Consider the following 14,003-nt stretch of genomic DNA (forward strand, 5'->3'; position numbering starts at 1 on the left):
TCATCATGTCAGGTTGTGGATGTGGCGGCGGTGGTGCGGGCGGCGGTGGCTGCGGTTCTTCAAGACCCGTTGAGGAGGTGCTCGATGCGGCGCCGGCGGCACTGTTCGAAGAGCTGGCAGTGGAACCGGCGGCAGTCGAAGAAACGCCTGCCCAGTTGATCGCCAGCAGTGAACAGGAATGGCCGATCATCAGCGTCAACGAGGTGGTGATCACCCCGGAGGCGATGGCGCAGGAGCTGCAATATCACCCGGCGGAAAGTCGCGAGGAGGCGGTGTACCTCGCCGCCAAGGCGCTGGTGATCCGTGAGTTGTTGCAGCAGCGCATTGCCGAACTCGGGTTGTCGCTCGAAGTCGGTGCCGGCGAGAACGAAGAGGAGGCGGCCACACGGTTGTTGCTCGAGCGTGAGGTGAAAGTGCCTGAGCTGGATGAAGAAACCAGCCTTCGCTACTACGCAAGCAACCGTGCGCGGTTTCACAGCGCGCCGTTGCTGGCAGTGCGGCACATCCTGCTCGAATGCGCACCGGACGACGCCGAGGCCCGGGGCATTGCCTTCGACCAGGCCGAAGTGCTGCTGCAACGGCTCAACGACTTGCCCGGCAGTTTCGCCGAGCTGGCCCAGAAGTACTCGGCCTGCCCTTCGAAGGAGCAGGGCGGTTCGCTGGGGCAGATCAGCAAGGGCCAGACGGTGCCGGAGCTGGAGCGTCAATTGTTCACGCTGCAAGCCGGGCTGGCCAGCAAACCGCTGGAAAGCCGCTACGGCTGGCATGTGATCAGCGTTGATCAGCGCATCGAAGGCCAGCCATTGCCTTATGAAGCGGTGGCGACGGCGATCCGCACGCAGTTGCAACAAGGTGTCTGGCAAAAAGCCCTGGTGCAGTACCTGCAAACCCTGATCGGTGCGGCGGATGTTCGCGGCATTCATTTGCAGGGCGCCGATTCACCACTGGTGCAGTAGGCATCGAGGCAAACCGGGAGACGTGATGAACTTGCAAGACGGCTTTGGACGGCAGATCGATTATCTGCGGATGTCGGTGACGGACCGGTGTGATTTTCGCTGTGTGTATTGCATGGCGAAAACCATGACCTTCCTGCCGCGTCAGCAGGTGCTCACGCTGGAGGAATTGCAGCGCCTGGCCACGTTGTTCGTGGGCATGGGTGTGCGCAAGATCCGCCTCACCGGCGGCGAGCCGTTGATCCGCCCAGGCATCGTCGACCTGTGCCGCAACATCGCCGCGCTGCCCGGTTTGCGCGAACTGGTGATGACCAGCAATGGCTCGCAACTGGGCCGACTGGCGCGACCATTGGTGGAGGCCGGTGTGAAACGCATGAACATCAGCCTCGACAGCCTGGACCCGCACAAATTTCGCGCCATCACCCGCATCGGCGACCTCGATCAGGTGCTCAACGGTATCGAGGCGGCGCGGGATGCCGGGTTCGAGCGGATCAAGCTCAATTGCGTGGTGATGAAGGGGCGCAACTTCGATGAAGTGCCGGCGTTGGTGCAGTACGCCATCGACCAGCGTATCGACATCAGTTTCATCGAGGAAATGCCCTTGGGCGATGTCGGGCGGTCCCGTGGCGAGTCGTTCTGTTCGAGCGAAGAGGTGCGGACAGAAATTGGCCGACACCATCGGTTGCTCGACAGCACGGAAAACAGCGGCGGGCCGGCACGCTATGTGCGCCTGGAGCAACATCCCGAGACGCGCATCGGTTTCATCTCCCCCAACAGCCACAACTTCTGCGGCACCTGCAACCGGGTGCGCATGACCGTTGAAGGCAAGCTCTTGCTGTGCCTCGGGCAGGACGACGCCCTGGATCTGCGCGGGTTACTGCGTCGTTATCCGCTGGATGACCAGCCGGTGATCAACGCGGTGCAAAAGGCCTTGCGCGGCAAACCGCTACGACATGACTTCACCCCGCAAGGCGATGTGCAGATTGTGCGGTTCATGAATATGAGTGGGGGGTGACATAACCCATTGCACACCAACACCCCTGTAGGAGCGAGCTTGCTCGCGATGGCGGAGCGTCAGGCGACATCACTTTAGGCTGATGCACCGCCATCGCGAGCAAGCTCGCTCCTACAGTGAGTGCGGTGGTCGGCGGTCACCCTTCCAAAACTTCCCTTTCCTCGCCGCTTTCGAGCGGCTTTTTTTCCCCGCCCAAACTTGATATCGATCAATTGCACAGCCCAATTTAGTCCGTAGTCTTCACATCATCTTGTGTTTTTGAATTTCTAAAAATCAATATGTAGTGTTTGGAGGCCGAATGCAGAGCACGCTGATCTCAGTGGGAAGTAACCGCTTGCACAAGCGCAATGGCGACCTGGTTGCCTTCGATGCCAACAAGATTCGTCAGGCATTGATCGCCGCCGGCAAGGCGACCGGGGAGTACACGGACGTCGAAGTCGAAGGCTTGCTCGAGGCAGTGCTTGCCCGCCTGGACGGCATGCCGAGGTTGCATGTCGAGCAGGTCCAGGATCGGGTCGAGCGGGTCCTGATGGACGCCGGTTACTTCTTCGCGATGCGGGCCTACATCGTCTACCGCGAACAGCACGGCCGTCTGCGACGCGACCGCCGAACCATGGTCGAAGTCGCGACCTCGATGAACGAATACCTCGACCGGGAAGACTGGCGCGTACAGGCCAACGCCAACCAGGGTTACTCCCTGGGCGGGCTGGTACTGAACGTGTCGGGCAAGGTCACCGCCAATTACTGGCTGGATGAGGTGTACAGCGAAGCCATCGGTCAGGCGCACCGGGAGGCTGACCTGCATGTGCACGACCTCGACATGCTCGCCGGCTACTGCGCCGGCTGGTCGTTGCGAACCCTGTTGCACGAAGGCCTAAACGGCGTACCGGGGAGGGTGGAAGCCGGCCCGCCGCAGCACTTGAGCAGCGCCCTGGGCCAGATGGTCAACTTCCTCGGCACCCTGCAAAACGAATGGGCCGGCGCCCAGGCGTTCAGCTCTTTCGACACTTACCTGGCGCCGTACGTGCGCAAGGACCAACTGAGCTTCGATGAGGTTCGCCAGGCGATCCAGGAGTTCATCTACAACCTCAACGTGCCGTCGCGCTGGGGCACCCAGACCCCGTTCACCAACCTGACGTTCGACTGGGTGTGCCCGCAGGACCTCAAAGAGCAGATCCCAGTGATCGGCGGCCAGGAAATGCCGTTTGCCTACGGCGACCTGCAAGTGGAAATGGACCTGCTCAACCGCGCCTACATCGAAGTGATGCAGGCAGGCGACTCGAAAGGGCGAGTGTTCACCTTCCCGATCCCGACCTACAACATCACCCATGACTTTCCCTGGGACAGCGAAAACGCCGACCGCCTGTTTGAAATGACCGCGCGCTACGGCTTGCCGTACTTCCAGAACTTCCTCAACTCCGACATGCAGCCCAACCAGGTGCGCTCGATGTGCTGCCGCCTGCAACTGGATGTGCGCGAGCTGCTCAAGCGCGGTGGCGGCCTGTTCGGTTCGGCGGAACAGACCGGTTCGCTGGGGGTGGTCACCCTCAACTGCGCGCGCCTGGGTTATGTGTTCAAGGGCAATACCAGTGGCTTGTTGCAGCGTCTGGACACGCTGATGGAACTGGCGATGGAAAGCCTGGAGGTCAAGCGCAAAGTGATCCAGCGGCATATGGATGCCGGTTTGTACCCCTACACCAAGCGTTATCTGGGCACCTTGCGTAATCACTTTTCGACCATCGGTGTGAATGGGCTGCACGAAATGCTGCGCAATTTCACCGGCGACGAGGAGGGCATGCATACCGAGAAGGGCCGGCAATTTGCGCTCAACGTGCTCGACCATGTGCGCGCCACGCTTCTGCGTTTCCAGGAGGAAACCGGCCACCTCTACAACCTCGAAGCAACGCCCGCGGAAGGCACCACTTATCGCTTCGCCAAGGAAGACCTCAAGCGTTTCCCGGACATTTTCCAGGCTGGCAGCGCCCAGGCACCGTATTACACCAACTCTTCGCAGTTGCCGGTGGGTTACACCGAAGATCCGTTCGAAGCCCTGGAGCTGCAAGACGAACTGCAATGCAAATACACCGGTGGCACCGTGTTGCACTTGTACATGGCCGAGCGGATTTCCTCGACCCAGGCCTGCAAGCAACTGGTGCGCAAGGCCCTGGGGCGCTTCCGCCTGCCGTACCTGACCGTGACGCCGACCTTCTCGATCTGCCCGGTGCACGGCTACCTCGATGGCGAGCACGAGTTCTGCCCGAAATGCGACGAGGCCTTGCTGCTCAAGGAGCAGAAAGCCGCCACCGCTCCATGACACCGCTCAATGATTTGATCCACTCAACCGCAAGGAGCTTCACCATGACTGCATCGCAAACCCTGCCACAGGCTCAACGTCAACGCTGCGAAGTCTGGACCCGCGTGATGGGTTACCACCGTCCGGTGTCGGCGTTCAACCCCGGCAAACAGTCCGAGCACCGCGAGCGCGTCCATTTCACCGAGTGCTCGGCTGCGGCCGGGCGTCAATGAGTCGAGTGATCCGGGTCGGGGGCATGGTGCCCCTGACCACCATCGACTATCCGGGGCAACTTGCCTGCGTGCTGTTCTGCCAGGGGTGCGCCTGGCGTTGTCGGTACTGCCATAACCCGCAACTGATCCCGCCTCGGGGCACCGAGGAAGTGGATTGGCGGCGGGTCATCGCGTTTCTGCAACGCCGTCAGGATCTGCTCGATGCCGTGGTGTTCAGTGGGGGCGAGCCGACGTTGCAGGACTGTCTGCTCGGGGCCATGGATGAAGTGCGGGCCATGGGCTTTCGCATCGGCCTGCACAGTGCCGGGATCAAGCCGGCGGCCTTTGCCAAGGCACTGGAAGGGGCGGATTGGGTGGGGTTCGACGTCAAGGCGCTGCCCGAGGACACCCAGGCGATCACCCGGGTCGAGGGCAGCGGCACCGCCAACTGGCGCAGCCTCCAATACCTGCTGGCCAGTGACGTTGACTATGAATGTCGCACCACCGTGCACTGGCATCTGTTCGAACCCGAACGCCTGCTGGTGCTTGCCCAGCGCCTGAGTGCCCTGGGCGTCAAACGGTTCGCTGTCCAACTGGTGCGCACCGAACGGATGTTCGACCCCTTGTTGTCGAGCGTTTCGGCACAGGCCTTGCTACCCGATCTTTGGGACGCGATGCGCGAGCTGTTTCCGGTCTTCGTTTTGCGGGGGTGACCGGGACGGCACAGCCCAACCATGATGTTCAAATGCGCTGCCTTCGGGCAGGTATCAAACGGGGAGCATTTGATATGGCTAAATTATCCACGGCACAACGTATCGTGATCGGCTTTGCAATTGCACCGCTGGCACTGATGGGGATTGCGTTTTACGCGTTGAATGACCTGGCGACGCTCAAGCAGCAGTCGGAGGTCATCGTCAAGCAGGACTGGCCGAAAATCGAGCCGATGATGGTGATCGCCACCGGCGTTCGCGACAACGCCAGAAACACGCGGGATCTGTTGATCAGCAAAGATAACCTGCAAGCTCAACAGTCGATCGATACCACGAAAAAACGCATCACCCAGGCCTTCGAAATCCTTGCGCCGTTGTTCGACCTGCCCGAGGGAAAGGCAGCCTATACGGCATTGAAAAAAACCGCGAAGCGTACGTCGCCGCGTTCACCCAGGTGCAGGTATTGATCGGGCAAGGCGCGACCGATGACGCCATGGCTCAACTCAAGCAAAAGGTCATCCCGGCTGAGCTTGAGGTGTACCGCAGCCTGGATGAGTTGATGGCGCTACAGGGAAGAATATTCTCCGACCGTGAGCAGTCGGCGCAGCAGTTGTACAGCGAGGCGCGGCGCAACATGCTCGGCCTGTTTGTGTTTTGTGTCGCTCTGGTCATCGGTGCTGCGATCATTGTCACCCGCAGCGTGACGCGGCCCCTGGGCGGCGAACCGAATGATGCCGCGCGGGTCCTGAGCCAGATCGCCGAGGGTGACCTGACGACTGAGGTGCCGGTGAATTCCAGCGGCGCCGGCAGCGTGATGATGAACATGCGCCAGATGCAGCAGAACCTCAACACCATGGTCAAGCACATCGCAGGCTCGGTGGATCGGGTCGCGAGTTCTTCCGAGGAACTCAGCGCCGTCAGTAGCCAGACCGCCAGCAACCTGCAATTGCAGGGGCAGGAGATCGAGCAGGCTGCGGCTGCCGTCAACCAGATGACCGCCGCCGTGGATGAAGTGGCGCGCAATGCGGTCAACACCTCCGAGGCCTCGCGGCAATCCGAGCAAACCGCGCATCGGGGACGTGAACAGGTCCAGGAAACGGTTGCGTCGATTGGCGTGCTGGCGGATGGCGTCATCGAGACCTCCCAACGGATTGAACAACTGGCTGGCCGGGTCCAGGACATCAGCAAGGTGCTGGACGTGATCCGCGGCATTGCAGGCCAGACCAATCTGCTGGCTCTCAATGCGGCGATCGAGGCGGCGCGGGCCGGGGAAGCCGGGCGCGGCTTTGCGGTGGTGGCCGATGAAGTGCGGGCGCTGGCGCAGCGCACCCAGGAATCGACCCAGGAAATCGAACAGATGATCGACAATGTTCGCCAGGACAGCGGCCTTGCGGTGACCGCCATGCAGGGCAGCAACGATTTGGTCCAGTCCACCCTGGAAGTCGCGCGGCGTTCCGGTGAGGCGCTGGATCAGATCACCCGGTCCATCTCACAGATCAACGAACGCAACATGATGATTGCCAGTGCCACCGAACAGCAGGCGCTGGTGGCCCGGGAAGTGGACCGCAACCTGGTGAGCATCCGCAGCTTATCCGAGCAGGTCCTGCTCGGTGCCCAACACACTGACAGCGCTGGCCAGGAGCTGGCACAAATGGCCGGCGACCTGCATCAGACGGTGGCGCGGTTCAAGGTTTAGATCGCGTTTTTCTCTGACACCCCAATCCCCCTGTAGGAGCGAGCATGCTCGCGATGGAGGTCAACGATAACGCGGGCTGCCTGGATGCCCGTGTTGTCCCTGCCTCCATCGCGAGCATGCTCGCTCCTACAGGGAATGGGGGAAGTCATCAGGCCCAACCCCAAAACTGCAACCACCAGCCATACCCGATCAATCCACTGGCCATCATCAGGCAGGTGCCGGCAGCCAGTCGTCTTGGCACGGGCAGTCGTTGCCGGTTCAGGCGCTTGTACCCCAGCAGCACACTCCAACCCACCGCCGCGATCAGCAAGCAGGCCCTGGCCGGTTGCACCCACTCCAGCAACAAGCCTTCATAACGCAGTAATTTCACGGTGGTCGCCGATAGCCCGAGAAACAGTCCCGCACCACCCAGGGGCGTGAGGGTCAGTGCCAGGGGCCAATACAGTGCGCGATCACCGGCCAGCCGGGCGGCCAGGCGCATGATAATCAGCAATGCCGCGCCGAGTACCAGCGAACTCACCCCCAGGTAAGCCATGATGCTGAACCCGTCGAGCCAGCTGAAACTGTCATTGAGCTGCGGGTAATGGGTGAGCAGCCACCAGGGCGCATTGTCGTCCAGGGCCCACAGTTGATCATGCTCCACCAGCCATTGCGCAAGGCTTTGCTTGAGGGCGATGAACCACGGGCTGACCGTCCACTGGAAGGCGCCCATCGCCAAGCCGATCACGCCGAACAGCAACAGGCGCACGTCCCAGGCGGAAACGCTTTGCGTCGTTGATTCGAGGATTTCCTGATTGCTCGAGCGGGCGATCAACTGCACTGCGCCCCGCTGGCCGCTGCAACGCCCGCAGGCATGGCAGTCGCTGGCGCCGCGCAGGCGGCGAATGTCCAGCAGCGGCGCACAGTTGGGCGGTGGCTGGCGGGGGGCGGCGTTTTCCACCCAGCGTTGTTCATCGACCTGAAAGTGCACCGGTGCAAGGCGGGCGAGCAGGGCGAACACGCCGCTGACCGGGCACAGGTAACGGCACCAGATGCGCTTGCCCCGGGCGAACAGCAAGCCGACGACCACTGCCGCCACGGTCGAGCCGCCCAGGATCAACAGCGCCGCTTGCGCGTAGTCATAGACGCTGATCAGTTGGCCATAGAGGGTGGTCAGGCAGAACGCCAGGGTCGGCCAACCGCCCCACCGGACCCAGCGTGGCACGCCCATACCTTTGCCGTACTGGCTGGCCCATTCGCTGAGCGAACCTTCCGGACACAACACGCCACACCACACTCGGCCGAACAGCACGATCGACAGCAGCACGAACGGCCACCAGAGACCCCAGAACAGAAACTGCGCGAACAGGGTCAGGTTATCCAGCATCCGCGCCTGGCTGTCCGGCAGTGGCAGCAGCGCCGGGATCACCAGCAGCAAGGCATAGAACAGCACGACAAACCACTGCACCGCCCGAATGACGGGGGCGTGATGACGCATCCCGTCTCCCAGGCGCTGCAACCAGCGGTCGCGCCAGGTCAGTTCAGGCATGGGACTTTGTCCGCGGTTCGCAGCCGTAGCCAGCCACCGACCAGCAACCAATAACCCAGCCATGCGAGCACGGCAAGGGCGCTGGGCGTGGCCCGGTAACCGGTGAAACCGGCAAGAAAACCACCCATGCCATGGCTGTCGCTGAGCAAGGCGTTGCTGTCCCACAGCGCATCACCGGCAAGGCTGTAGACCCACTCCGGCACGTCCATGGCGAGCAGTTGGCCGCCCACCCGCTCGATGCCGCTGACCAGCAACGCCGCGCCGAGCAGTAGCAGGATCGTCTCGCTGATGGCAAAGAATCGTTGCCACGAGATAAACCGGCGACTGCCATGCAGCACGACGATGGTCAGCGCTGACAGCACCAGGCCGAGCGCGCCACCGATGGCGAACAGACCCAACTGCGGGCCACGCAATTGCGCCCCGGCGCCATACAGGAACACCACGGTTTCACTGCCTTCGCGGCTCACCGCGAGCAGCGCCAACAGCAACAGGCCCCAGCCACCTTGCCGGGACATCTTGCTGTCGGCATCGCGCAACAGGTCCTGCTTGAGCGTGCGTCCATGGCGGTGCATCCAGCTGACCATTTGCACGATCAACAGGCTGGCGATCAAGGCGAGCGCAGCCTGGAACCATTCACTGGCTGGTCCGCTCATGGCGCTGCCCGCCAACAGGATCAGCCCGGCCAGCAGGCCGGAGAACAACAGCCCCAGCACCACCCCGGCCCAAAGGAACTTGACCAGTCGGCTGCCCTGGCTCTGTTGGCTGATCCAGGCCTGGAGAATGCCGATGACCAGCAGCGCCTCGACACTTTCCCGCCAGACGATGAACATTGATTGATTCATGAGAACTCCGTACGGGTTATTTCGCGAGAATGCTGCCTTCGGGCAATTGCGTATTGAACTCGTCGAAGAACGGGTATTGGCCAGGTTTAAGCGGGTGGATGACCACGAATGTGGTCACCCCGGGCGAGAGCACCTTTTCCACTCGCAGCGGTGTGCTTTCAAACTCGGCAGGCCCCTGGCCGATGTTTTTCAAGATGATCTTGAAGCGCTGTCCCGCCTGCACCTCGAGCACGGCGGGGGTGAAATGACCATCGTTGAGGCTCAGTTCATAGGTCGGCAGCTCGGCCTGGGCGGCCAGCGGTGCCAGGGTTGCGGCCAGCAGCAGGGCCAGCGGCAGGCGCTTCATCTCAGTAACCGCCTTTTTTACCGATGCCGGCGTAGACGAACTCGTAGTTCAGCTCGCACTTGTCGAACCATGGGGCGACGCCGGTTTCCTTGTCGGTGTGACGACCCAGTGCAGCATGGCCGCTCGGTGGCAGGACGGTGAAGGTCAGTTGGTATTTGCCAGGGCCGAGCAATTTGACGTTATCGCCGTAGTGGGGGCCGTCGTTGGCCACCATGGCGTGGAAATCGCCCTTGAGCTCCTGCTCGCCGCCGACCTTTTTCAGCTTGAACGAGACGTTGAGGTACGGCACGAAACTGCCTTCCTGGAAGCCGTTACGGTTGTCCGCAGTGGCACGGATGTCGGCTTCCAGGTGCACGTCGGAATCCGCGGTGGCGCGCATCATGCCGGCGGGTTCCATTTCAATCGGCTGCAAGTACACCGCTCCGACCTCCAGCCCGGCGCACATCTGCGGCGATCCGATCGGGTATTCCTTCGCATGGGCCAATGGTGCGAGCAGGAGCAGGGCGAGTGACAGCGAGAACGGGGTACGCATGGTGACTTCCTGGGGACTGTGGAAATAGGAACCCGAGTCTAGGAAGCTTCACTGCGAACAATAATGATTGTTATCAAGTTTTGAGCATTTAAACCTCAATTTCCTCCCGTCGACGGAAACGTTCGGCGCGCTCAACGCTGTGGGTCATGTGGTCCGCCGCGTGAATAGTCAGCGGGTGTTGCGTGAAACCGGATCGTGGGGAAATGAAATCGGCCATTTCCCGGGCTATCGCCCGTTGGCGCTCCGAGCCTTCGGCCAGCAGGGCGATGACCAGGTTTTCCAGGGCAATCACCCTGACCCGCAGGTGCACCAGCTCCGCGTTGGTCAAGGCGGGTGGGGCCGTGAACGCTTCGTGCTCGGTGACGTCTTGATCGTCCCATGTGGACAGTGGCGGCGGATTCTGGGTGGCAGGATTCTTGTTAAGCATCGCGACTCTCCGGTCTGTATCAGGCGAGACAAGCTTAGCCCGAGGAATGTGAAGCGTGTAAGGGTGTTGGGTGTCCATTCTTGACGTGAGTCAAGGCTGGCGGCAGTTCAAGGTTGTAGGGTGGGAATACGCCCCTTGAAGATCGGAGCACGGCATGGCCAAGAATTTCCCCGTCAATCCCAGCCACCCGGAACGCATCTGCTGGGGGTGTGATCGGTATTGTCCGGCGAAATCCCTGGCCTGCGGTAACGGCGCCGATCGCACCATGCACCCGGTGGAAATGTTCGGCGAGGATTGGGCCGAGCCCAATGACTGGGGGATTGACGCGGTGATTGCGACGGACCGGTCGGCGGGGGAGCGAGTAAAGGACGATTCGACCGCCTGAACCTGTTCGGCCCCTTCCTGCAGATCAAACAGAATGCCGCTCATTGAGCGGCATTTTTGCGTCTGACGACTGCCCTTTTTGACCTGCGGTGGTCCCAGTCTCGTCAAGTCCCATTCTCCCGGCACGAACGACGAAAACGGTTGTCTGCTTTACGCGGGCGATGCTTTTGTACAGGTTTTTCAGGCGTGTGGGTTACACTCGGTAAAACACTCGTCGCAAACGCGTTCCACCAGCGCAACAGGTTATTTTGGCACCCGGTGAAGATCAGTGGAGGGATCAGCGTTGAATCAGCTTAAACGTCTTGAAAGTGGGATCGAAGGCCTCGATACCCTGTTGAAGGGAGGCCTGATCGCCGGCGCGTCCTACATCATTCAAGGACGGCCAGGATCGGGCAAGACCATCCTGGCGAACCAGATCGGTTTCAACCACATCAAGCGTGATGGTCACGTTCTTTTTGCGACCCTGCTCGCGGAACCCCATGACCGGCTCTTCCAATTCCTCTCTACCCTGAGCTTCTACGATAAGGCCGAAGTCAATCAAAGGATTCAGTTCGTCAGCGCGTTCGACACGCTGGAAAACGACGGTCTGGATGCGGTGGTCAAGCTGCTGCGCCGAGAGATCAGTCGGCAGAAATCCAGCCTGTTGATTCTGGACGGGTTGCTCAATGCACGCTCCAAGGCCGAGTCGCCGCTGGACACCAAGCAGTTCATCTCCGAGTTGCAGGGGCACGCAGCCTTTGCCGGTTGCACCGTGCTGTTCCTGACCAGCTCGCAGCTTGATGACGGCAGCCCGGAGCATACGATGGTGGACGGCGTCATCGAGATGGGCGAGGAGTCGGTGGCCTCGAAGGCGGTCCGCCGGATCAGGTTGCGCAAAACCCGTGGCAGTGGCGCCATTGCAGGTCCGCACGAGTTCGAAATCACTGAAAACGGCATCACCGTTTATCCGCGCATCGAAAGTATCCTGACCGGTCCGGCGCTGATTGATACGGGCGAATTCGATTTGCTCAGCAGTGGAATCCCCACCCTTGATACGCGGATTGGCGGCGGGTTGATGTCTTCTTCGGTGACGCTGGTCATGGGGCCGTCGGGTGCAGGTAAAACGTCGCTGGGCGCCCAATTTCTTGCAGGCTCCACGCCGCAGGCGCCAGGCCTGTATTTCGGTTTTCACGAATCGCCCTCACGCCTGCGCATGAAGGCCCAGGCGCTCGGTCACGACTTTACTGCCCTGGAACAATCAGGTGCGCTGCACCTGTCCTGGAACTCGGCGTCGGCCGGGCTCATCGATCGCCTGGCCTACGATCTGCTCTACACCGTCAAGGAAAAGGGGATCAAGCGCGTCTTTATCGACAGCTTGCTGGCCATGGCCAGGGTCTCGGTCGATCAGACCCGGGTGTTGGAGGTTTTTACGGCGGTATTGGGCGAGTTGCGTTCAAGGGATGTGACGGTTTTGGCCACCTGGGAAATCCAGCATCTTTTCAGCGATCATCCGATCATCTCGGCGCCCGAACTCTCCGGTGTCATGGATAACCTGTTGCTCATCCAGTTCGGCTACAAAGGTTCTGAACTTCAACGCCAACTCTCCATTCTCAAGATCAGAGACAACGCCTATGACCCTTCGCTTCTCGAAGTCGTGATAGGCCATGCTGGAATCGAACTGAAAAAGGCCTGAGACATGCGAATGGCAATTTGTGGACGGCCAGATTGTGTATTTCGCTCGAGTTCCTCGGGGCTGATGTGGGATGTACGCGAAATATGACTACCATTCTCATCATCGACGACGAGTACCTGATCGCTGACATTTTGAGCTTCGCGCTTGAGGACGAGGGGTTCCTGACCGTAACGGCCGGAAGCGCACTCAAAGCACTCGACATTCTCGACCGGGAGCGGCCGGACCTCATCATCACCGACTTCATGATGCCGGGCATGACGGGGCTGGAGTTCGCCGAATCCATCAAGGCGAAAGACCAGTTCAGCAAGATACCCATCATGCTCATGAGCGGCGCGCAGGCCCATCTGGCCAACGAGCGGGCTGACCTGTTCGCCGATGTGTTCGCCAAGCCGTTTACGATCGACGCGGTGATCGCCAGTGTCAAGGCGATGGTCAAGCCTTGATGTCGTGGGGAGCGAGCCCCCCACAAGGTTCGAAGCCCCGATGCACTTGTAGGCGCGAGCACGTCGAACCGTCGCGATGGTCGTCAACGATCATGCTGGCCGCCTGATACCCACGGCGGCCTGGTCGATGGATCAGTAAATCGCGCGCTTCGCCGCCGTCCTGATATGCGTGCTGTACAGCGTCAGGCCCGTAAAGGCCAGGCCACCGACCAAGTTGCCCAGTACCGTGGGGATCTCGTTCCAGATCATATAATCCATGATCGAGAAATTGCCGCCCATGATCATCGCGGACGGGAACAGGAACATGTTCACCACCGAGTGCTCGAAGCCCATGAAGAAGAACAGCATGATCGGCATCCACATGGCGATGACCTTGCCGCTGACCGAAGTAGAGATCATCGCGCCCACCACGCCCATCGACACCATCCAGTTGCACAGCATGCCTCGCAGGAAAATCGAGAACCAGCCGGCGACGCCGTAATGTGCGTAACCCAGGGTGCGGGCTTCGCCGATGTTGGCGATCTTGTCGCCCACGGCGCCCGGTGGTGCGTTGAAGCCGTAGGTGAAGATGAACGCCATCATGAACGCCACGGTCAACGCGCCGGCGAAATTGCCGAGGAACACCAACCCCCAATTCTGCAGGACGCGGCTGGCGGTGACGCCCGGTCGTTTATCCAGCAGCGCCAGCGGGGTCAGGACGAACACGCCGGTGAGCAAGTCGAAGCCCATCAGATAGAGCATGGAGAAGCCCACGGGGAAGAGCACAGCGCCCAGCAGTGCTGAACCGGTCTGCACGGCGATGGTGACTGCGAACACCGCGGCCAGCGCGAGGATGGCACCCGCCATGTAGGCGCGGATCAATGTATCGCGGGTGGACATGTGGATCTTGGATTCGCCGGCATCGACCATTTTGGTGACGAATTCGAACGGCAATAGATAAGACATTGGAT

Annotated in this window: 14 protein-coding genes and 1 pseudogene; 9 read left to right on the forward strand and 6 right to left on the reverse strand. The window is 60.9% G+C overall.

The genetic code is table 11. The annotated features are described in order from the left end of the window. The first annotated feature begins 2 nt into the window (after nt 1-2). The 6 genes and pseudogenes from AB4N33_RS05905 to AB4N33_RS05930 all read left to right on the forward strand — a co-directional run bounded on the left by AB4N33_RS05905 (nt 3) and on the right by AB4N33_RS05930 (nt 6,879). A complete protein-coding gene (locus AB4N33_RS05905) occupies nt 3-956 on the forward strand; it encodes a peptidylprolyl isomerase (RefSeq protein ID WP_476458784.1) in 954 nt (317 codons plus the stop codon). A 25-nt stretch (nt 957-981) separates the two neighbouring features. Beyond that, complete coding sequence (moaA, locus tag AB4N33_RS05910; protein WP_476456692.1) at nt 982-1,968, forward strand: GTP 3',8-cyclase MoaA; 987 nt, start codon at nt 982-984, stop codon at nt 1,966-1,968. A 298-nt stretch (nt 1,969-2,266) separates the two neighbouring features. Beyond that, entirely contained in the window at nt 2,267-4,282 is a 2,016-nt protein-coding gene (locus tag AB4N33_RS05915) for a ribonucleoside triphosphate reductase (protein WP_476456693.1), read from the forward strand. A gap of 44 nt (nt 4,283-4,326) precedes the next feature. Continuing rightward, nucleotides 4,327-4,494 carry an anaerobic ribonucleoside-triphosphate reductase gene (gene nrdD, locus AB4N33_RS05920; protein WP_460124205.1) on the forward strand — a complete coding sequence of 56 codons (168 nt, stop codon included), beginning with the start codon at nt 4,327-4,329 and terminating at the stop codon, nt 4,492-4,494. Next, the gene (locus tag AB4N33_RS05925) at nt 4,491-5,186 is read left to right on the forward strand and encodes an anaerobic ribonucleoside-triphosphate reductase activating protein (protein WP_476456694.1); all 696 of its coding nucleotides are present in this window, start codon (nt 4,491-4,493) and stop codon (nt 5,184-5,186) included. Before nrdD ends, AB4N33_RS05925 begins: the two co-directional genes overlap by 4 nt. Nucleotides 5,187-5,260: 74 nt before the next feature. Further along, nucleotides 5,261-6,879, forward strand: a pseudogene (locus tag AB4N33_RS05930) (methyl-accepting chemotaxis protein). Nucleotides 6,880-7,027: 148 nt separating this feature from the next. Here the strand turns inward: AB4N33_RS05930 and AB4N33_RS05935 are convergent. From AB4N33_RS05935 to AB4N33_RS05955, 5 genes are all read right to left on the reverse strand, one after another. Further along, nucleotides 7,028-8,407 carry a 4Fe-4S binding protein gene (locus tag AB4N33_RS05935; RefSeq protein ID WP_476456695.1) on the reverse strand — a complete coding sequence of 460 codons (1,380 nt, stop codon included), beginning with the start codon at nt 8,405-8,407 and terminating at the stop codon, nt 7,028-7,030. Then, nucleotides 8,395-9,249 (reverse strand): FTR1 family iron permease, encoded by an 855-nt coding sequence (locus tag AB4N33_RS05940; RefSeq protein ID WP_476456696.1) that lies wholly within the window; start codon nt 9,247-9,249, stop codon nt 8,395-8,397. The genes AB4N33_RS05935 and AB4N33_RS05940 overlap by 13 nt, the downstream gene beginning before the upstream one ends. 16 nt (nt 9,250-9,265) lie before the next feature. After that, entirely contained in the window at nt 9,266-9,595 is a 330-nt protein-coding gene (locus AB4N33_RS05945) for a cupredoxin domain-containing protein (protein WP_460141615.1), read from the reverse strand. 1 nt (nt 9,596) lies between these two features. Continuing rightward, on the reverse strand, nt 9,597-10,127 hold the full coding sequence (locus AB4N33_RS05950) for an iron transporter (RefSeq protein WP_460124220.1): 531 nt from the start codon (nt 10,125-10,127) through the stop codon (nt 9,597-9,599). Nucleotides 10,128-10,215: 88 nt separating this feature from the next. Then, complete coding sequence (locus tag AB4N33_RS05955) at nt 10,216-10,554, reverse strand: hypothetical protein (RefSeq protein ID WP_476456697.1); 339 nt, start codon at nt 10,552-10,554, stop codon at nt 10,216-10,218. A 154-nt stretch (nt 10,555-10,708) separates the two neighbouring features. Here AB4N33_RS05955 and AB4N33_RS05960 point away from each other — a divergent pair, with 154 nt between their 5' ends. The 3 genes from AB4N33_RS05960 (at nt 10,709) to AB4N33_RS05970 (ending at nt 13,053) form a co-directional block, all read left to right on the forward strand. After that, nucleotides 10,709-10,939, forward strand: coding sequence for a DUF3079 domain-containing protein (locus AB4N33_RS05960; protein WP_476456698.1), 231 nt, complete (start codon nt 10,709-10,711; stop codon nt 10,937-10,939). Nucleotides 10,940-11,221: 282 nt separating this feature from the next. Continuing rightward, nucleotides 11,222-12,610, forward strand: coding sequence for an ATPase domain-containing protein (locus AB4N33_RS05965; protein WP_476456699.1), 1,389 nt, complete (start codon nt 11,222-11,224; stop codon nt 12,608-12,610). Between the two features lie 83 nt (nt 12,611-12,693). Beyond that, on the forward strand, nt 12,694-13,053 hold the full coding sequence (locus tag AB4N33_RS05970) for a response regulator (RefSeq protein WP_460126676.1): 360 nt from the start codon (nt 12,694-12,696) through the stop codon (nt 13,051-13,053). Nucleotides 13,054-13,185: 132 nt separating this feature from the next. On the opposite strand, the gene AB4N33_RS05975 is transcribed toward AB4N33_RS05970, so the two are convergent. After that, nucleotides 13,186-13,998: a formate/nitrite transporter family protein gene (locus AB4N33_RS05975; RefSeq protein WP_476456700.1), complete on the reverse strand. Its 813-nt coding sequence runs from the start codon at nt 13,996-13,998 to the stop codon at nt 13,186-13,188. Nucleotides 13,999-14,003 lie beyond the last annotated feature (5 nt).

The sequence above is a fragment of the Pseudomonas sp. S1_E05 genome, from assembly GCF_056337105.1.

Excerpts from the sequence above, each read along its gene's own strand:
- AB4N33_RS05925 (WP_476456694.1), top strand. The coding sequence starts at position 4,491 with ATGAGTCGAGTGATCCGGGTCGGGGGCATGGTGCCCCTGACCACCATC.
- AB4N33_RS05970 (WP_460126676.1), top strand. The coding sequence starts at position 12,694 with ATGACTACCATTCTCATCATCGACGACGAGTACCTGATCGCTGACATT.
- moaA (WP_476456692.1), top strand. The coding sequence starts at position 982 with ATGAACTTGCAAGACGGCTTTGGACGGCAGATCGATTATCTGCGGATG.
- nrdD (WP_460124205.1), top strand. The coding sequence starts at position 4,327 with ATGACTGCATCGCAAACCCTGCCACAGGCTCAACGTCAACGCTGCGAA.
- AB4N33_RS05975 (WP_476456700.1), bottom strand. The coding sequence starts at position 13,998 with ATGTCTTATCTATTGCCGTTCGAATTCGTCACCAAAATGGTCGATGCC.
- AB4N33_RS05960 (WP_476456698.1), top strand. The coding sequence starts at position 10,709 with ATGGCCAAGAATTTCCCCGTCAATCCCAGCCACCCGGAACGCATCTGC.
- AB4N33_RS05950 (WP_460124220.1), bottom strand. The coding sequence starts at position 10,127 with ATGCGTACCCCGTTCTCGCTGTCACTCGCCCTGCTCCTGCTCGCACCA.
- AB4N33_RS05935 (WP_476456695.1), bottom strand. The coding sequence starts at position 8,407 with ATGCCTGAACTGACCTGGCGCGACCGCTGGTTGCAGCGCCTGGGAGAC.
- AB4N33_RS05915 (WP_476456693.1), top strand. The coding sequence starts at position 2,267 with ATGCAGAGCACGCTGATCTCAGTGGGAAGTAACCGCTTGCACAAGCGC.
- AB4N33_RS05955 (WP_476456697.1), bottom strand. The coding sequence starts at position 10,554 with ATGCTTAACAAGAATCCTGCCACCCAGAATCCGCCGCCACTGTCCACA.
- AB4N33_RS05945 (WP_460141615.1), bottom strand. The coding sequence starts at position 9,595 with ATGAAGCGCCTGCCGCTGGCCCTGCTGCTGGCCGCAACCCTGGCACCG.
- AB4N33_RS05940 (WP_476456696.1), bottom strand. The coding sequence starts at position 9,249 with ATGAATCAATCAATGTTCATCGTCTGGCGGGAAAGTGTCGAGGCGCTG.